This window comes from Stenotrophomonas sp. 05L413 (assembly GCF_056397945.1).
This window is the reverse complement of the sequence record NZ_JBFTOL010000001.1, coordinates 231,460-250,092: the sequence shown is the minus strand read 5'-3', so window position 1 is coordinate 250,092 and position 18,633 is coordinate 231,460. Positions and strand designations below refer to the sequence as shown.

Genomic DNA, 18,633 nt, shown 5'->3' with positions numbered 1-18,633 from the left:
ATATCTACCTATCGCGATATAGAGATATTTTCGTCCTTTGGCGGCGCTGCGGTCAAGTAAGGCGTCCTTTCCCCGCCCCCCGGTACAATCGCCCGACCGGGCCACGCGCACTGCGGCCCTTATCACTCTGTACCCGGGAGGGTGTTGTGGATTTCAGCTTTACCGAAGAGCAGTTGATGCTGCAGGACGTTGCGCGCCGAATCGCGCAGGAAAAAATCGCGCCCAGCGCCGAACACCACGACCGCACCGGCGAGTTCCCGCTGGAGAACATCCGCCTGCTGGGCGAGAACGGGCTGATGGGCATTGAAGTGCCCGAAGCCTACGGCGGTGCGGGCATGGACCCGATCGCCTACGTCCTGGCGATGGTGGAGGTCGCCGCCGGAGACGCTGCGCATTCGACGATCATGTCGGTCAACAACTCGCTGTTCTGCAACGGCATCCTGACCCACGGCAGCGAAGCGCAGAAGCAGAAGTACGTGCGCGCCATCGCCGAGGGCGAGGCCATCGGCGCGTTCGCGCTGACCGAGCCGCAGTCCGGTTCGGATGCGACGGCCATGCGCTGCCGCGCGGTCAAGCAGGCCGACGGCACCTACGTGATCAACGGCAAGAAGAGCTGGATCACCTCCGGCCCGGTGGCCAAGTACATCGTGCTGTTTGCGATGACCGATCCGGAACAGGGCGCGCGTGGCATCACCGCCTTCATGATCGACACCGACAAGGCCGGCTTCCACCGGGGCAAGACCGAGCCGAAGCTGGGCATCCGCGCCTCGGCCACCTGCGAAATCGAGTTCCAGGACTACGTGGCCAGCGCCGACGACGTGCTGGGCAAGGAAGGTGAGGGCTTCAAGATCGCCATGGGCGTGCTTGACGCCGGCCGCATCGGCATCGCCTCCCAGGCCATCGGCATCGCCCGCGCTGCCTATGAGGCCACGATCGAGTACGTGAAGGACCGCAAGGCCTTCGGCGCGGCGATCGGCACTTTCCAGATGACCCAAGCGAAGATCGCCGACATGAAGTGCAAGCTGGATGCAGCCCTGCTGCTGACGCTGCGCGCGGCGTGGGTGAAGGGGCAGGGCAAGCGCTTCAGCAACGAAGCGGCGATCGCCAAGCTGACCGCCTCCGAAGCGGCGATGTGGATTACCCACCAGGCCGTGCAGATCCACGGTGGCATGGGCTATTCCAAGGAAATGCCGCTGGAGCGCTACTTCCGTGATGCCAAGATCACCGAGATCTACGAGGGCACCTCGGAAATCCAGCGGTTGGTGATCGCGCGCAACGAGACCGGGCTGCGCTGATCGATAGGACAGCGGCGCCCGTTGGGCGCCGCTGGTCGGTCCGGGGCCTCTGAAGTGGCCTTGAGAGGTTGCGGACGCTCCAGCGTCGGATCAAGGTAGGTGCCGACCGCTGGTCGGAACGCGGGGTAGTGCAGAATGTGCGGCCCCGTTCTGCAGGTCACCCCATGGTTATTTATCGAGGCGCAGGGTTCCTGACCCTGCTCACCCCCATTGCCGCCCTGTTGCTGCTGATGTGGCTGTGGCCGGATCCTGCGGTTGCCAAAGGCAATACCTCGCTGGCGCAGCTGCTGGTCGGATTCGGCATCGGCGCAGCGATCAATGTCGTGCTCGGCATCGTGCTCAACCGCGGCCCGCGCGCGGTGGGCGAGCATGCCCGCCATCACTTCTTCTACATGCCAATGCAGTGGCCGTCGTTGGTGATCGTGTTGGTATGCGCGGCAGTAGCGTTGCTGCGCTGAGACCATTTGGTAGTGCCGGCCGTCGGCCGTCGGCCGGCAACCCGGCGATCCTTGCCTGGCAGGTGCCCGGAGCAGCCGGCCAGCGGCCGTCATTACCTGGTCCCCCGATGCGTGCCTTCGCTCAGCCACACATGGTGTGGCTCTACCCGTCATGCGGCGCACACAAAAAAGCCCCGGCTCGCGCCGGGGCTTCTTCATTCCAGCGTGACCACCCACGGTGGTCACCTGGCGGTGGGGCAACCGTGGCTGCCCCTGTGCATCAACGATCCGGACGGTGGGCCGTATTGGCTTCGCCCTGGCGTTCCAGGAACTCCTTGGACGGTTCGTCCAGCTTGTCACCCAGCATGCGGCGGACCACCACGAAGAACACCGGGATCATCAGCAGACCCAGGAAGGTGGCGAACACCATGCCGCCGATCACGCCGGTACCGATGGCGTGACGCGCGTTGGCACCGGCACCGGTGGAGATGGCCATCGGCACCACGCCCATGATGAAGGCGAACGAGGTCATCAGGATCGGGCGGAAACGCAGGCGGGAGGCTTCGATGGTCGCCTCGCGCAGGTTCTTGCCTGCAGCCCGCTGCTCCACCGCGAACTCCACGATCAGGATCGCGTTCTTCGCCGCCAGGCCGATCACCGTGATCAGGCCGATCTTGAAGTACAGATCGTTCGGCAGGCCACGTGCCAGCGAGAAGGCCAGGGCGCCGAGGACACCCAGTGGCACCACCAGCAGCACCGCCACCGGGATCGACCAGCTTTCATACAGCGCGGCCAGGCAGAGGAACACCACCACGATGGACAGCACCAGCAGCAGGGTCGCGGCGTTGCCGGCCAGGATTTCCTGGTAGGACATGCCCGACCAGTCGTAGCCGAAGCCGGCTGGCAGGTCGTCGTTGACGATCCGCTCCATCGCCTGCATCGCCTCGCCCGAGCTGCGCCCGGCCGCCTGCGAACCGACGATGTTGACCGCCGAGTAGCCGTTGTAGCGGCTCAGCGACGGCGGTGCGGACACCCACTCGGACTTCACCACGGTGCTCAGCGGGATCATCGCCTGCGTGCCGTCGGGATTGGTCTGCAGCGTGCTGGGCGTGTAGAAGCTGTTCAACGATTCCGCGCCGGTGCGATACGGGCCATCGGCCTGCAGCGTCACGCGCTTGATGCGGCCTTCGTAGAAGAAGTCGTTGACGTACACCGGGGCCAGCATCAGCTGGATGGTGCTGTACACGTCCGACACCGACAGGCCCATGGTCTGCGCCTGCACGCGGTCCACGTGCAACTGCAGCTGCGGGGCGTTTTCCAGGCCGTTCGGGCGCACGCCGGTCAGCAGGTCGCTTTCCTGCGCCGCCTTGCCGAGCAGGATGTTGCGGGCCTGCGTCAGCTGCTCATAGCCCACGCCGCCACGGTCCTGCAGCCACATGTCGAAGCCGCCGAACTGGCCCAGGCCCTGCACGGTCGGCAGGTTGACCACGAAGATCTGCGCTTCCTTGATCCCGTAGAACGCGCCGTTCATGTTGTTGATGAACTCGGGCACCGTGATGTCACGGTCCGCCCAGGGCTTGAGGCGGATGAAGCCCATGCCCACGTTTTCACCGGAGCCGACGAAGCTGAAACCAGCCACCTGCAGCATGCCTTCGAAGCCATCCTGCTTTTCCAGGATGCCGCGCATCTGGGCAAAGGCGTGGTTGGTCTGCGACTTGGTCGAGCCCGGCGGCAGCTGCACGATCGCCAGCGCGTAGCCCTGGTCTTCTTCGGGCAGGAAGCTGCCCGGCATGCGCGTGAACAGGAAACCGCACAGCACGGTCAGCACCACGAACAGGATCATCCAGCGCGGGGCATGCTTCACCGCCGAGGTGATGTGGCCCACGTAGGTGTTGCTGACCTTGTCGTAGTACTTGTTGAAGGTGCGGTAGACGATGTTCGGCTTGTCGTTGTGCGTCGGCTTGAGGAACGTCGCGCACAGCGCCGGGGTGAAGCCCAGGGCCAGGAAGGCCGAGAAGGCCATCGCGATGGCGATGGTCAGCGCGAACTGCTTGTAGATCTCACCGGCGGCGCCGCCCTGCAGGGCCGACGGAATGAACACCGCGGCCAGCACCACGGTGATGGCCACCACCGCACCGGTGATCTGGGTCATGGCCTTCTGGGTGGCGGCCTTGGGCGGCAGCTTCTCCTCGGTCATGATGCGTTCGACGTTCTCGATGACCACGATGGCGTCATCGACCACGATGCCGATCGCCAGCACCATCGCAAACAGCGTCAGCTGGTTGATGGTGAAGCCGATGATGCTCATGCCCAGGAACGTGCCCAGCAGTGCGACCGGGATGACCAGGGTCGGGATCAGCGTGGCGCGGAAGTTCTGCAGGAAGATCAGCATCACCAGGAACACCAGCACGACCGCTTCGATCAGGGTCTTGACCACTTCCTCGATCGAGATCTTCACGAAGGTGGTGCTGTCGTACGGCGAGAACCAGCTGACACCGGCCGGGAAGCTCGGCTTGAGCTCATCCATCTTCGAGGTGACCGCATTGGCCACGTTCAGCGCGTTGGCGCCCGGCAGCAGCTGGATCGCGAAGGCACCGGTCGGCTTGCCGTTGTACTGGGTGTCAAAGCCGTAGTTGTTCGCACCGAAGGCGATCCGGGCGACGTCCTTGAGCAGCACGCGCGAGCCGTCGGCATTGGCGCGCAGGATGATGTTCTCGAACTCTTCCGGCGAGCTGAAGCGGCCTTCGGCCGACACGGTCGCGGTGAAGTAGTGCCCCTCGGGCGAGGGATCCGAGCCCAGCGAACCGGCCGCGAACTGCACGTTCTGGTCCTTGATCGCGGCCAGTACCTGGGTGGCCGACAGGCCGTAACCCTGCATCTTTTCCGGGTTGAGCCAGATATTCATGGCGTACTCGGAACCGAACTGCTGGGTGCTGCCCACGCCGGGGATACGCGAGATCTGGTCGAGCACGCGCGAACCGACGATGTCGTTGAGGGCGTCGCGGTCGATCGAGGCGCTGTCGGACTGCAGGGCCACCACCATCAGGAAGCCGGCGTTGGCCTTGGCCACCACCACGCCCTGCTGGGTCACTTCGGTCGGCAGGCGAGGCGTTGCCAGCGAGACCTTGTTCTGCACCTGGACCTGGGCGATATCGGCATCGGTGCCGGTTTCGAAGGTCAGGGTGATGGTGACGCGGCCGTTGGAGGCCGAAGAGGAGCTGAAGTACAGCAGGTGATCGATACCGGTCAGCTGCTGCTCGATCACCTGGGTGACCGACTTTTCGGCGGTGTCGGCGCTGGCGCCGGGGTAGGTGGCGCTCACCGTCACCTGGGGAGGCGCGATGCTCGGGTAGGACTCCACGCCCAGACCCAGGATCGAGATCACGCCCGCAAGCGAGATCAGGATCGCGACCACCCAGGCGAATACCGGGTGTTCAATGAAAAATTTAGGCATGACGGAGGATTCCCGTTATTGCTTGTTCGGTTCGGCAGCCGGAGCGGCGTCGGACGTTGCGGCGGCGGCATCAGCCGGGGCGGCCGCGGCATCGGGCTTGGCGGCAGCCGCCGGAGCAGCACCTGCCGGAGCAGCACCCGCCGGCGCCTGGCCATTGCCGTTGCCGGCAGCCGGGTTCCACGGGGCAGCCTTGGCCGGTTCGCCTTCCTTGACCTTCTGCATGCCGGCGACGATGACCTGATCGCCCGCATCCAGACCGCCGCTGACCAGCCAGTTGCTGCCCTGCTGGCCTTCGCTCTTCACATTCTTGCGGGCAACCTTGCCGTCCTTGCCCACCACCAGCACGTAGCCGCCGGTGGTGTCGCGCTGCAGCGCCTGCAGGGGCACCAGGTAGGCGTTGTTGCGCTCACCCAGGGTCGCCTGGAAGCTGACGAAGGCACCCGGCAGCAGGATCTGCTGCGGGTTGGGCAGCACCGCGCGCAGCGAGACCGCGCCGGTGGCCGGGTCGACCGTGGTCGAGGAGAAATCCAGTGTGCCCGGCTGGTCGTAGACGGTGCCGTCAGCCAGCTTCACCTGCACGGTGGACTTGCCGTCACCACTAAGGGCCAGTGCGCCCTTGGCCTGGGCCGCGCGCATCTGGGTCAGCTCATCCACGCTCATCGAGAAGTTCACGTACAGCGGGTCGAGCTGATCCACGGTGGTCAGCAGGGTCACATCGCCCTGGCCAACCAGCGCACCTTCAGTGACCTGCTGCTTGCCAGCGCGGCCGCTGATCGGCGAGCGCACTTCGGCATAGCCGAGGTTGATCTTCGCGCTGGCCAGCGAGGCCTGGGCCTGCTGCACGGCGGCAGCGGCAGTGCGCTCGGTGGCTTCGGCTGCATCCAGGTCGGACTTGGAGACGTAGGCCTGCGGCGCCAGCGAGCGGGCGCGGTTGGCAGCGGCCTTGGCATTGGCGGCGGTGGCCTGGGCCGAGGCCAGTTCGGCCTGCGCAGCATTGAGCGAGGCACGCAGGGGGGCTGGATCGATCAGGAACAGCACCTGGCCTTCCTTCACATCCGAGCCTTCCTGATAGACGCGCTTGAGCAGCACGCCCGGCACGCGGGCCCGGACGTCGGCACTGCGGAACGGCGAAAGGCGGCCGACCAGTTCACGCTGCAACGGCAGGGTCTGCGGCTTGGCCTCGATCACGCCCACCTCCGGCGGCGGCGGGGCCTGCTGCTCTTCCTTCTTGCAGGCGGTCAACGCAAGGGCGACTGCGCACGTCAGGGCAAGGGTGCGGAGTGGGGCGATCATCAGGAGAAGCTCCGGTGTTGGTTTGAATACGAAGCCGTGGCGGCTTCGGGCGCGGCGAACGCGCGCAGGAAGCTGTCAACGGAGAATTCTGCCCAGCGGCGGCGCACGGCGGCGTCAGCGCGATGGGGGATATGGAAGCGCTGTTTTTCGACATCCAAGCCGGCGATCATGCTCAATAGCAGTTCAGCCATGAAGTGCGGGTCGTCATGCCTCAATTGGCCCCGGGCAGAGCGTGTTGCCAGCCATTCAGATACGTGAAGCGCCAGGGCCCCGGCGCCGTCCTGATAGAGGGTACGGGCTTCCTGGGGGAACTGGCTGGATTCTGTCGCGATCAGCCTTCGGGCCTGGACCACATGCGGCTGGTTGAAATGGTCCAGGTAGTCGTTGGCGAACTGCAGCAGGCTGCCACGCAGGTCATCACCGTCGAGTGAGCGCAGCCCGGCGGTCGCGCGGCAGACATGCCGCTGCATCACCCGGCGCAGCAGTTCCTGCTTGCTGCCGTAGCGGCTGTAGAGCGTCTGCTTGGAGCAGCCCGCGTGCTGGGCCACGGCGTCCATGCTCAATTGCATGCCGTGGCTGGCCAGCAGTTCGCGCACAGCATCGAACACGCGATGATCGCGCGCGTCCATGGCGCTGGCGGCGGGGGGTGGGGGAGTCACGGGGTGGACTATACCGTCCAGTTCAGAATTGTAGAAGCCTTGTCTTTCCGTGGCGTTTGATGACCAACGTCAAGTTGCAACCGAAGCGGCCGATGCTGCGTCGGATGAAACCCCGATGCGTTGATCCGTACCCGTCCGAACTGACGGTGGCGATGTAAACGGGACCCAACCCGAATCACCTTATTCCGTCCTGCAGCAAGGTATTTCTGTGCGGTAGGCCTACAATTTCATTTTCCCAACTGAGCAACACGCACCGCTCCGTCATGAAACCGCAAAAACCAGCAGCCAAGACCGTGAAAAACAAATCCAAACCAGCCGATACGCAGACTGTTTCGCCAGTGGGCTTCTCGCTGGAGCCGGTGTACACGGCCTTGCGCAAGCGCTACCCGTCGGCCGGGCAGGCCGAGGCAGTGGCTTTTGCCGCCGACTTCTACAAGCGCATGGAGGCGGACGAGTTCCCGCACCACAGCGCCGAGGAGTGGGCTGCACTGGCAGCGGACACGCTGGAATTTGCGCGCGTGCGCAAGTCCGGCAAGGCCAACGTCCGCGTGTTCAACCCGACGCTGAAGAGCAACGGGTGGGAGTCGCCGCACACGGTGCTGCAGATCGTCAACGACGATATGCCGTTCCTGGTCGACACCGTCACGATGTCGCTGGCCGAGCATGGCGTCGGCGTGCACGTGCTGGGTCACCCGGTGATCCGTTTCGCGCGTGACAAGGCCGGCAAGCTGACCGGTGTCAGCGACGGCACCGCCGAATCGGTGATGCTGCTGGAGATCGACCGCCAGCCGGCCGAGGCGATGGCCGACGTTGAGAAGGCGATCATCAAGGCGCTGGACGAGGTGCGTGCCATCGTCCGCGATTGGGACGCGATGCGTGCCAAGGCGCAGAGCCTGGCCGACGACCTCGGCAGCCGCCAGCTGCCCGTCGATGCCGCCTCGCGCGCTGAGGCGCAGGAGTTCCTGCGCTGGGCCGCCGACAACCACTTCACCTTCTTCGGTTACCGCGAATACCGCGTCGAGAAGCAGGGCAAGGAAGACGTGCTGGCGCCGTTGAACGACACCGGCCTGGGCCTGATGCGCGGGCAGGACAAGTCCGCTGCACGTCCGGTCAAGACCCTCGCCGCGCAGGGCCTCAATGCCACCACCGGGTTGAAGGACGCGCTGATCCTGACCAAGACCAATGCCCGCTCGCGCGTGCATCGCGCCGGTTACATGGATTACATCGGCGTGCTCGAATTCGACGCCAAGGGCAAGATCATCGGCGAGCAGCGCTTCCTGGGTCTGTTCACCTCCAGCGCGTACAACCGCCGCCCGTGGGAAATCCCGCTGGTGCGCCAGCGCCACGAATACGTGATGAGCAAGTCCGGCCTGGCACCGAGCAGCCACAGCGGCAAGGCCCTGCGCCACATCCTGGAAACCCTGCCGCGCGAAGAGCTGTTCCAGTCCAGCGAGGACGAACTGTTCCGCACCGCCATGGGCGTGCTGGGCCTGCAGGAGCGCGTGCGCAGCCGTCTGTTCCTGCGCCGTGACAAGTACAGCCGTTTCATCTCCGCGCTGGTGTACCTGCCGCGCGAACGCTTCAACACCGATGTGCGCCTGCGCATCGAAGCCATGCTCAAGGACGCCCTGCAGGGCGAGTACGTGGACAGCTCGGTCGTGCTCGGTGAGTCGCCGCTGGCCCAGGTGCACCTGATCGTGCGCCCGAAGGCTGGCCAGACCCTGGAAGTGGATACCAGCGCACTGGAGCAGAAGCTTGCCCAGGTGCTGCGCAACTGGCAGGACGATCTGCGCGAAGCGCTGGTGGCCCGTCACGGTGAGGGCGAAGGCCTGCGCATCGCGGCGCGTATCGGCAAGGCGTTGCCGGCCGGCTACATCGAAGACTCCAGCACCGAGATCGCCGCCAATGACGTCAGCCAGCTGGATGCGCTGACCGGCCCGGACGATCTGCGCCTGAGCCTGCAGGCCGTGCAGCGCGAAGGCGGCGATGGCCTGCGCCTGAAGCTGTATCGCCAGTTGGACGATATTCCGCTGTCCGATGCGCTGCCGATGATGGAAAACATGGGCCTGCGTGTCATCGCCGAGCGTCCGTACCGTCTGACGGTCGATAACGCCCCGGTGTATGTGCAGGACTTCGAAGTGGAATCGGTGGCCGGTGCGATCGATGCGCCGAGCGTTGATGCCGCCTTCGGTGAAACCTTCGCCCGCGTGTGGCACGGCGATGCCGAGAACGACGGCTTCAACCGCCTCGTGCTCGCCGCCGGCCTGCACTGGCGCCAGGTGGCGATGCTGCGTGGCTACTGCAAGTACCTGCTGCAGACCGGCGTGCCGTTCTCGCAGGCCTATGTGGAAGGCACCTTCACCCGTTACCCGCTGCTGGCCCGCCTGCTGGTGGAGTTGTTCGAAGCCCGCTTCGATCCGGCCACCGGCCACGAGAGCAAGGACGCGATCGCCGAGGGCCAGGCCCAGCTGCGCGCGCACCTGACCGTGCTCGCCGGCGGTGACGAAGCCACCCTGAAAGTGCTCAAGACCGTGGTCGATGCGCGCAAGGGCGACCGCACCGTGCAGATGGACGCCGCGCGCGATGCGCTGCTCAAGCTGATGGACCGCGTCTCCAGCCTCGATGAAGACCGCATCCTGCGCAGCTTCATGGGCGTGATCGATGCGACCCTGCGCACCAGCTACTACCAGACCGATGCCGAGGGCCGCCCGGGCCACGTCATCAGCTTCAAGTTCGATTCGGCGCTGGTGCCGGACCTGCCCAAGCCGCGCCCGTACCGCGAAATCTTCGTGTACGGCCCGCGCGTGGAAGGTACCCACCTGCGTTTCGGTGCCGTCGCCCGTGGCGGCCTGCGCTGGTCGGACCGTCGCGAAGATTTCCGTACCGAGGTGCTGGGCCTGGTCAAGGCACAGATGGTCAAGAACACCGTGATCGTGCCGGTCGGCGCGAAGGGCGGCTTCTTCGCCAAGATGCCGCCGGTCAACGGTGACCGTGATGCGGTGTTCGCCAACGGCGTGGCCTGCTACAAGCTGTTCATCCAGGGCCTGCTGGACATCACCGACAACATCGTCAACAACAAGATCGTGCCGCCGGTGGACGTGGTCCGCCACGACATGGACGACCCGTACCTGGTGGTGGCCGCCGACAAGGGCACCGCGACCTTCTCCGACATCGCCAACGGCCTGGCCGTGGCGCACGGCTTCTGGATGGGCGATGCGTTCGCCTCCGGTGGCTCGGTCGGTTACGACCACAAGGGCATGGGCATCACCGCCCGCGGTGCGTGGGAGTCGGTCAAGCGCCACTTCCGTGCGCTGGGCCGTGACAGCCAGAGCCAGGACTTCACCGCGGTCGGCGTGGGCGACATGTCCGGCGACGTGTTCGGCAACGGCATGCTGTTGTCGCGCCACATCCGCCTGGTGGCTGCATTCGATCACCGCCACATCTTCCTGGACCCGAACCCGGATGCGGCCACGACCTTCGTCGAGCGCGAGCGTCTGTTCACCGTGCCGCGCTCCAGCTGGGCCGATTACGATGCCAAGCTGATCAGCAAGGGCGGCGGCGTGTACCCGCGTACGCTGAAGTCGATCGAGATCACCCCGCAGGTGCGTGAGGTGCTCGGCCTGGACGAGGGCATCAAGTCGATGACCCCGAACGATCTGATGAGCGCGATCCTCAAGGCGCCGGTCGATCTGTTGTGGAACGGCGGCATCGGTACCTACGTCAAGGCGGCCAGCGAGCAGCACAGCGATGTCGGCGACCGCGCCAACAACGCGCTGCGCGTCAATGGCGGCGAGCTGCGCTGCAAGGTGGTGGGCGAGGGCGGCAACCTGGGCATGACCCAGCTGGGCCGTATCGAAGCCGCCCAGGCCGGCGTGCTGCTCAACACCGACTTCATCGACAACTCGGCCGGTGTGGACACCTCCGATCACGAAGTCAACATCAAGATCCTGCTCAACGATGTGGTGCGTGCCAAAAAGTTGACCGTCGAACAGCGCAACAAGCTGCTGGCCTCGATGACCGACGAAGTGGCCGCGCTGGTGCTGATGGACAACTACCGTCAGAACCAGGCGCTGAGCCTGATGGAACGCATGGCGGTCAAGCGCCTGGGTTCCAAGCAGCACTTCATCCGCACCCTGGAACAGCAGGGCCTGCTGGATCGCCAGATCGAGTACCTGCCCTCGGATGCGGAACTGTCCGCACGCAAGGCGCGTGGCCAGGGCCTGACCCGTCCGGAACTGTCGGTGCTGTTGTCCTACTCCAAGCTGGTGGCCTTCCAGCAGCTGCTGGAGTCGGACATTCCGGAAGATCCGTACCTGTCCAAGGAGCTGCAGCGCTACTTCCCGACGCCGCTGCAGAAGAAGTACGCCGATGCGATGGAGCGTCACCGCCTGAAGCGCGAAATCATCGCCACGGCCGTGACCAACCAGACCATCAACCGCATGGGCGCCACCTTCCTGATGCGCATGCAGGAAGACACCGGCCGCACCGTGGCCGAGGTCGCCAAGGCGTACACGATCAGCCGTGAAACGCTGGATGCACGCGCCCTGTGGGCACAGATCGACGCCCTCGACGGCACGCTGCCGGAGTCGGTGCAGATCGACGCGCTGGAAGTGATCTGGAAGCTGCAGCGTTCGTTCGTGCGCTGGCTGCTCTCGCGCCCGGGCGCCATGCCGGGCATCACCGAAGCGGTCAACCGCTACCAGGCTGCCTTCAACGACATCCGCGACGCCTCGGGCGTGCTGCCCGATTCGCAGCGCCCGGCCTACGAGGCCAGCGTGCAGGAGTGGAAGGACAAGGGCCTGCCGCCGGCGTTGTCGCAGCAGCTCTCGGAACTGCAGTTCCTGGAGCCGGCGTTCGACATCATCGAGCTGGCCCGCACCCGCAAGCTCAAGCCGGTGGACGTCTCCAAGGTCCACTTCCGCCTGGGCGACGCCCTGCAGCTGCCGTGGCTGTTCGAGCAGATCGACGCGCTGGAGGTCAACGGCCGCTGGCACGCCGTGGCCCGTGGCGTGCTGCGCGACGAGCTGGCCGCCCACCATCGCAACCTGGCTGCCCAGGTCCTGTCGATGAAGGGCAGCAGTGCCGAAGCCAAGGTCGCCGCCTGGATGGGGCGCGATGACAGCAGCCTGCGCTTCACCCTGGCGATGCTGGCCGAGCTGGCCGAGCAGAAGACCCTGGACTACCCGACCGTCTCGGTCGCGGTGCAGCGCCTGGGTCAGCTGGCCTCGCATGGTGCATAAGCGCATTCGCGCTGACGCCCCACGGTTTGCTTTGCAAACCGTGGGGCCCATGCAAACGATGCTTCCAGACCCCCGCGCCTTCGGCGCGCCCCCCTGACTCAGGGGGGCTCTGCTCCAGAGGGATGGGCGGGGGCCGGTAACGGCATTGCATGAGAAACACACGGCTCCGCTTCGGCGGGGCCGTTTTCGTTTCCGTTCGTGCCGGCCCGCGACCGGCACGAACGGTTATGCTCTTGCCGGCATACCCCACCCGGATTCACCGATGAGCGACACCCCCCGTATCGCCTTCCTGGCCAGTTCCACCGAAGCGGCGCAGCTCGCCCTGGCACAGATGCGGGCCCGCTACGGCGACTACGCGCCCGAGCAGGCCGAGGTGCTGTGCCCGTTGGGCGGTGATGGCTTCCTGCTGCAGACCCTGCATCGCTACGGCGCGCTGGATCGGCCCGTGTTCGGCATGAAGCTGGGCACGGTCGGGTTCCTGATGAACCAGTTCCGTGATGACGATCTGCCCGCGCGCCTGGCGGCCGCCGAGCCGGCCAACCTGCGGCCGCTGGAGATGCTGGCCCTGACCGAGTCCGGCACCACCACCGGGTCGCTGGCCTACAACGACGTCTCGCTGCTGCGCCAGACCCGCCAGGCCGCGCATATCGGCATCGACCTCAACGGCCAGGAACGCGTGGCCGAGCTGATCGGCGACGGGGTGCTGGTCGCCACGCCTGCCGGCAGCACGGCGTACAACTATTCCGCGCATGGCCCGATCCTTCCGCTGGGCTCGCACACGATCGCGCTGACCCCGTTGGCGCCGTACCGTCCGCGCCGCTGGCGCGGGGCGATCCTCAAGGCCGACACCGAAGTGCGGTTCCGCGTTCTCGACCCCTACAAGCGCCCGGTCAGCGTCACCGCCGATTCGCATGAAACCCGCGATGTGGTGGAAGTGACCATCCGTGAATCGCGCGAACGCCGCGTCACCATGCTGTTCGACCCGGAGCACAATCTGGAAGACCGGATCCTGAGCGAGCAGTTCATGTTCTGACGGCGCACGGCCGTGGCGGCCATGCTCTGTGGGAGAATGGCTGGCCGGCCGCTGCGGCCGCATTGGATTGCTGATTGCCATGGGCGACAACACCCCCCGTTTGCTGACCGTTGCCGTGACGTCGCGGGCCCTGTTCGATCTGGAAGAGGGGCACGCGCTGTTCGAGGCCGAAGGCGTCGATGCCTACGCCGAGTACCAGCGCAAGCACGAAGATGATGTGCTGCGCCCCGGCGTGGCCTTCCCGGTGGTGCGCAAGCTGCTCGCGCTCAACCAGGGCCAGTCACCGGAACAGCCGCGGGTGGAAGTGATCCTGCTGTCGCGCAACTCGGCCGATACCGGCCTGCGCATCTTCAATTCGATCCAGCACTACGACCTGGGCATCATCCGCGCGACCTTCACCGCGGGCGAGCCGACCTGGCCGTATGTAAAGCCGTTCGGCACCGATCTGTTCCTGTCGGCCAACCCCGAATCGGTGCGGCGCGCGCTGCTGCACGGGATCGCTGCCGCGACCATCCTGCCCAAGCCGCCGGGCGAGACCATCGCCGCGGCCGAACAGGTCGATCTGGGCCGTCCGCTGGGCCAGCTGCGCATCGCCTTCGATGGTGATGCGGTGATCTTTGGCGATGAGAGCGAACGCATCTCGCGCGAGCAGGGCGTGGAAGCCTTCGGCCGCCATGAGCGTGAGAACGCCCGTGAGCCGCTCAGCGGTGGCCCGTTCCGCAACTTCCTCTCGGCGCTGCATACGCTGCAGGCCGTGTTCCCCTCGGGCGAAGATGCGCCGATCCGCACTGCGCTGGTGACGGCGCGCTCGGCGCCGGCGCACGAGCGGGTGATCCGCACGCTGCGCGAGTGGGGCGTGCGTCTGGACGAAGCGCTGTTCCTCGGCGGCCGCCACAAGGGCCCATTCCTGGAAGCCTTCGGCGCGGACATCTTCTTCGACGATTCGCAGCACAACATCGACAGCGCGCTGCAGCACCAGAGCGTGGCCGCCGGGCACGTGCCGCACGGGGTGGCCAACGACGGTTGATGCGCCACGGGGGTGCGTGGGATCCGTGTACCGACCCACGGTCGGTACCTACGGGATCGGCAGGACCGACGGCGCAGTGGTGTCAGGATTGAGCGGCAGGCGGATGTCGACCAGCCGCCAGCGCAGCCCCGAGCGCTGCAGGATGAAGACCACCGGCGCGCCCTGCGGCGTGTAGGTGGTGGCGGTGAACCGTGACAGCGACTCGAATCGGTGAGTGGCGCCCTTCAGGGGCCGCGCCGGCCGTGGCGCCGCATAGGCGTCATTGCTGGGGCTGTCCAGATCGTTGCTGGCGCGCTTCCACAGGGTGTGGCCCTCCAGCAGCGCACCGATGCCGGTGGGGGTGACCAGCGCGTCCACGGCGGTCGCGCTGAGCCGGTCGCCGGCCGAGAGCAACAACGCGCCGAACAGGCTGGACTGCATGTCCGGACCCGCGCGGCGGACCACGTAATCGCTCAGCTGGGCGCGCAGGTTGGCGCGCAGCATCGGGAAATCCACGTAACGGTCGAGTTTGGCGGTATCGCGCTGTTCGATCGCGCGGCTGAGGCCATGCACGGTCACGTAGGGGCCGCTGAACACGATGCCGGCCAGCACCAGCAACACGCTGACCAGCAACCAGAGCAGCTTCTTCATCGGGTGTGCCTTGTCGTCATGGTGCCCAGCTTGACCCAGCGGGCGTCAGTGCACGTGAAGTTCAGAACTCCAGGTCCAGCGCCGCGCACAGGTAATCCACGAAGGGCGCGAGCGTGACCAGGTCGGCCGCGATGGTCTGGCGCAGGCGCGGGCCGGTCATCGTGGCGTCGTCCAGCGAGCGCCAGAACACCCAGTTGCGGTGCTTGAGATCGTCGATGAACTCGAAGTCCGGCTCGAACCCGCGCGGGGCCCGCACCAGCTTTTCGCTTTCCTCGAAATCAAACGTCTTGCGCAGCACCGGCGAATGCGCGGCGGCCTTCCAGCTGCCGGGGTTGTCGACGATGAAGTGCCGCACCTTGCGTTGGGTGGCCGGCTCGGGATGCCACAGCCCCGCGCCGACGAAGCTCTCGCCCGGCTGCAGGTGGATATAGAACGACGGCGCTGGAACCTGCTTGCGGCGCTCATGGAACAGGCGCGCGCCCTGCCAGCTCTTGTAGGGCGACTTGTCGTTGGAAAAGCGCGCATCGCGGTAGATACGGAACAGCGAGCCACCCACGGTGCGCGGGTCGGCCCGGAAGTGCTCGCTGACCGCGGCCAGGTCCGGCTGCAGATCGGTGATCAGGCGCAGGAACGGCTGGCGGACGTGCGCTTCGTACGTCGGCTTGTGCTCGTTGAACCAGGTCTTGTCGTTGTTGCGGGCCAGGCCACGCAGGAACGTGAAGGTCGCCGGGCTGAAATAGGTGCTCATAGGCTGCTCTGCAGGTGGGTGCCCCAGTCGCGCAGCTGATGCAGCAGGGCGAGCTTGCCGGCATCGTTGGCATGCTCTGCGGCCAGTGCATCCAGCTGCGCGGTGAACTGCGGCAGGGTCTGTTCGCCCAGCGATGCATCGCCGAGCAGGCGCTGGCGACGATAGTCGTTCCAGCGTGAGCGCTCGGTGGTGTCCAGGGTGTCCGGGTAGTTGCGGGCGCGGTACCGGAACAGCAGCTCGGGCATGCGCGGATCGCGCAGGCGCTCGGCGAAGCTGGCCAGTTCGGCCGGTGGGCTGGTGCGGATGCGGGCCATCAGGGATTTGTCGCCGTCGGCCAGGAAGCCGTCATACAGCGACGCATCGACATCGCTTGGCGCCAGGGTGCGCTCGCCGGAGTACACCTGGCGGACCTTCTCGGCCAGTGCGGGACCGATCTGGCGCAGCCGCTCGGCCTTGGCCTCGATTGCGGCCGGGTCGATGCCCAGGCGCGCATGGTCGGCCGAGCGCAGATGGTTCCAGGCGACCAGCGCCGGGACCTTGTTGAGGTGCACTTCCTTGAGCGGCACGCGCTGCTCACCCTCGGCCATGTCGGCGGCGCGGGTGTACAGGCGGGCGGCGATGGTTTCCGGCGGCAGATCGAGCAGCGGCTCGATATCGCCGTCCAGATCGAGCGCGATGATGCGGTTGTTGATGAAGGGATGGCGCGCCACTGGCAGTACCGGTGCGGCGCACATGCGTTGGGCGGGGTAGCGCATCGAGATGTGCAGCACCGGCTGCATTGCATCCACATCCAGCAGGCTACCCACGAAGCGCTTGTCGCGCAGCTTCAGCGCGTAGTCCCACAGCCGTGGCTGGGCCTGCTTGAACAGCTTCGCCAGGCCGATTGTCGCGTACACATCGGACAGCGCTTCATGCGCATCGCCCTGACGGACGTTGTTGGCCGTGGCCAGGTGCTCGAGCTTGAACGAGGTGGCGCCGTCTTCGCGCTGCGGCCAGACAATCCCGTCCGGGCGCAGCGCATGCAGCAGCCGCATCATGTCCAGCAGATCCCAGCGCGAATTGCCGTTGCGCCACTCGCGCTCGTAGGGGTCGTAGAAGTTGCGGAACAGCCCGTGGCGGACGAACTCATCGTCGAAGCGCAGCGTGTTGTAGCCCAGCGAGCAGGTGCCCGGCTGCGCCATCAGGTCGTTGATCCGCGCGAACGCCTCGGCCTCGGTGACGCCGGCGCTCAGCGCGTGCTGCGGGGTGATGCCGGTGATCAGGGTCGCGATCGGCGAGGGCAGCAGATCATCGGCCGGTTTGACGTAGAAGCTGACGGGTTCTTCGAGGATGTTCAGATCGGCATCGGTGCGGATACCGGCGAACTGCGCGATGCGCGTGCGGCGCGGGTCCTGACCGAAGGTTTCCAGGTCATAGAACAGGAAGCTGTCAGCCATCAGTGCGCACCCTCCAGGACGGGCAGTTGCTCGTGGACCAGCCGCTCCAGTGCGGCCCAGTCGATATGCGCCAGGCTGTCGTGCCCGGCAGTAGCTTGCTCCAGCATGCGCCGCTGCAGCTCGGTGCGCGCCAGCGCAACGGCGTACGGGGTCCGCAGGAAGGTGACCATCGTGTAATGCGGCACGAAGCGGGTCGGCCAGCGCGCCTGCAGCGCCTGTTCCAGTTCGCGCTGCAGCAGGAACTGCGGATCGGCCACGCGGTCGCGCATCTCCAGGTAGTTCTCCAGCGCCATCTGCTGGATCGCCTCGGCATTCGGCTTGCGGTCCGCTTCGAATGCAGCGAAGGCCTCGCCTAGCGAATCCTGCTCCAGCAGATGCGCGGCCAGGGCGATGCAATCCTCGAAGGCGCAGTTCATGCCTTGGCCGTGGAACGGCACCATTGCGTGCGCGGCATCGCCGATCAGCACCGCGCGGCCCTTCATGTGCCAGTGCTTGAGATGCAGCGTGCCGAGCAGGCCCGGCGGATGCTGCTCCCAGTCGCGGCGCAGGTTCGGGATCAGCGCCAGCGCATCGGGGAAGTCGCGCGCGAACAGCGCCTCGGCCTCGGCTCCGCTGTTGGTGGTGGCAAAGCTCGGATCGCCCTCGTTGGGCAGGAACAGCGTGACCGTGAACGTGCCTTCGTCGTTCGGCAACGCGATGCACATGTAGTGCCCGCGCGGCCAGATATGCAGTGCGTTGGCCTCGATCCGGAACCCACCATCGTCGGTCGGCGGGATCTCCAGCTCCTTGTAGGAGTGATCCAGGAAGTCGATGCGCTCGTCCAGCGGCTGCTTGCGGTTCATCGCCGCGCGCAGCGCCGAACCGGCACCGTCGGCCCCGATCAGGGTATCGAAGCGGATATCGTGCGGCTGGTCGTCGCGGTCATCGATGAAGCGTGCGTAGCCCGCATCGAAGTCCACCGTATGCAGGCGCCGGTGGAAGTGCACGGTGGCACCGGCATCCTCGGCCAGCTGCAGCAACGTGGTGTTGAGGTCCTTGCGATGGATCGACCAGATCACCTCGCTGTCGTCCCGCCCGTAGCGCTGCAGCTGCGGTTCGCCCTCGCGCGGGTGAATCATGCGCCCACGCATCATCACCGCCTTGGCCATGACCGCGTTTTCGACCCCGGCCTGGCGCAGCGCATGCCGGCCACGTTCGGCGAGCRCCAGATTGATCGAACGACCGGACTCGTAATCGCTCACGCGCGGATCGCCGCGGCGCTCATACAAGGTGATCTGCCAGCCCTGGCGGGACAGCAGGATGGCCAGCAATGAACCGGCCAGGCCAGCGCCGATGATGCTCAGCGAGCGGGAGGGGGTAGCGATCAAGGCGATGTCCGTGG

The 18,633-nt window shown here is 66.2% G+C and carries 11 protein-coding genes and 1 pseudogene; 5 read left to right on the top strand and 7 right to left on the bottom strand.

What is annotated here, in order from left to right:
* The first annotated feature begins 110 nt into the window (after positions 1-110).
* Positions 111-1,295: an acyl-CoA dehydrogenase family protein gene (locus tag AC1DIQ_RS01125; RefSeq protein WP_428999441.1), complete on the top strand. Its 1,185-nt coding sequence runs from the start codon at positions 111-113 to the stop codon at positions 1,293-1,295.
* Between the two features lie 164 nt (positions 1,296-1,459).
* Positions 1,460-1,753, top strand: a complete 294-nt coding sequence (locus AC1DIQ_RS01120; RefSeq protein WP_121037897.1) for a hypothetical protein — start codon at positions 1,460-1,462, stop codon at positions 1,751-1,753.
* Between the two features lie 259 nt (positions 1,754-2,012).
* Here the strand turns inward: AC1DIQ_RS01120 and AC1DIQ_RS01115 are convergent, their stop codons facing one another.
* From AC1DIQ_RS01115 to AC1DIQ_RS01105, 3 genes are read right to left on the bottom strand one after another with little or no spacing between them, the layout of a single operon-like run.
* Positions 2,013-5,186 (bottom strand): multidrug efflux RND transporter permease subunit, encoded by a 3,174-nt coding sequence (locus AC1DIQ_RS01115; protein WP_121037894.1) that lies wholly within the window; start codon positions 5,184-5,186, stop codon positions 2,013-2,015.
* 15 nt (positions 5,187-5,201) lie between these two features.
* Entirely contained in the window at positions 5,202-6,479 is a 1,278-nt protein-coding gene (locus tag AC1DIQ_RS01110) for an efflux RND transporter periplasmic adaptor subunit (protein ID WP_478049304.1), read from the bottom strand.
* Positions 6,479-7,108 (bottom strand): TetR/AcrR family transcriptional regulator, encoded by a 630-nt coding sequence (locus tag AC1DIQ_RS01105; RefSeq protein WP_282263817.1) that lies wholly within the window; start codon positions 7,106-7,108, stop codon positions 6,479-6,481. The genes AC1DIQ_RS01110 and AC1DIQ_RS01105 overlap by 1 nt, the downstream gene beginning before the upstream one ends.
* Positions 7,109-7,482: 374 nt before the next feature.
* Between AC1DIQ_RS01105 and AC1DIQ_RS01100 the strand changes: the two are divergent.
* The 3 genes and pseudogenes from AC1DIQ_RS01100 to AC1DIQ_RS01090 form a co-directional block, all read left to right on the top strand.
* A pseudogene (locus tag AC1DIQ_RS01100) lies at positions 7,483-12,378 on the top strand (NAD-glutamate dehydrogenase); the annotation flags it as partial.
* 262 nt (positions 12,379-12,640) lie between these two features.
* The gene (locus AC1DIQ_RS01095) at positions 12,641-13,411 is read left to right on the top strand and encodes an NAD kinase (RefSeq protein ID WP_121037882.1); all 771 of its coding nucleotides are present in this window, start codon (positions 12,641-12,643) and stop codon (positions 13,409-13,411) included.
* Positions 13,412-13,490: 79 nt separating this feature from the next.
* Entirely contained in the window at positions 13,491-14,438 is a 948-nt protein-coding gene (locus AC1DIQ_RS01090; RefSeq protein ID WP_088434636.1) for a 5'-nucleotidase, read from the top strand.
* Positions 14,439-14,486: 48 nt separating this feature from the next.
* On the opposite strand, the gene AC1DIQ_RS01085 is transcribed toward AC1DIQ_RS01090, so the two are convergent.
* The 4 genes from AC1DIQ_RS01085 to AC1DIQ_RS01070 form a co-directional block, all read right to left on the bottom strand.
* A complete protein-coding gene (locus AC1DIQ_RS01085) occupies positions 14,487-15,068 on the bottom strand; it encodes a DUF2939 domain-containing protein (RefSeq protein ID WP_282264061.1) in 582 nt (193 codons plus the stop codon).
* A 61-nt stretch (positions 15,069-15,129) separates the two neighbouring features.
* Positions 15,130-15,816 (bottom strand): DUF2461 domain-containing protein, encoded by a 687-nt coding sequence (locus tag AC1DIQ_RS01080; protein WP_478049303.1) that lies wholly within the window; start codon positions 15,814-15,816, stop codon positions 15,130-15,132.
* Complete coding sequence (gene sbcB / locus AC1DIQ_RS01075; protein ID WP_478049302.1) at positions 15,813-17,252, bottom strand: exodeoxyribonuclease I; 1,440 nt, start codon at positions 17,250-17,252, stop codon at positions 15,813-15,815. The genes AC1DIQ_RS01080 and sbcB overlap by 4 nt, the downstream gene beginning before the upstream one ends.
* On the bottom strand, positions 17,252-18,619 hold the full coding sequence (locus AC1DIQ_RS01070; protein WP_478049301.1) for an FAD-dependent oxidoreductase: 1,368 nt from the start codon (positions 18,617-18,619) through the stop codon (positions 17,252-17,254). The genes sbcB and AC1DIQ_RS01070 overlap by 1 nt, the downstream gene beginning before the upstream one ends.
* Between the last annotated feature and the right edge of the window lie 14 nt (positions 18,620-18,633).

Coding starts and splice junctions, on each gene's coding strand:
- AC1DIQ_RS01080 (WP_478049303.1), bottom strand. CDS start 15,816: ATGAGCACCTATTTCAGCCCGGCGACCTTCACGTTCCTGCGTGGCCTG.
- AC1DIQ_RS01085 (WP_282264061.1), bottom strand. CDS start 15,068: ATGAAGAAGCTGCTCTGGTTGCTGGTCAGCGTGTTGCTGGTGCTGGCC.
- AC1DIQ_RS01090 (WP_088434636.1), top strand. CDS start 13,491: ATGGGCGACAACACCCCCCGTTTGCTGACCGTTGCCGTGACGTCGCGG.
- AC1DIQ_RS01105 (WP_282263817.1), bottom strand. CDS start 7,108: ATGGACGCGCGCGATCATCGCGTGTTCGATGCTGTGCGCGAACTGCTG.
- AC1DIQ_RS01110 (WP_478049304.1), bottom strand. CDS start 6,479: ATGATCGCCCCACTCCGCACCCTTGCCCTGACGTGCGCAGTCGCCCTT.
- sbcB (WP_478049302.1), bottom strand. CDS start 17,252: ATGGCTGACAGCTTCCTGTTCTATGACCTGGAAACCTTCGGTCAGGAC.
- AC1DIQ_RS01095 (WP_121037882.1), top strand. CDS start 12,641: ATGAGCGACACCCCCCGTATCGCCTTCCTGGCCAGTTCCACCGAAGCG.
- AC1DIQ_RS01120 (WP_121037897.1), top strand. CDS start 1,460: ATGGTTATTTATCGAGGCGCAGGGTTCCTGACCCTGCTCACCCCCATT.
- AC1DIQ_RS01115 (WP_121037894.1), bottom strand. CDS start 5,186: ATGCCTAAATTTTTCATTGAACACCCGGTATTCGCCTGGGTGGTCGCG.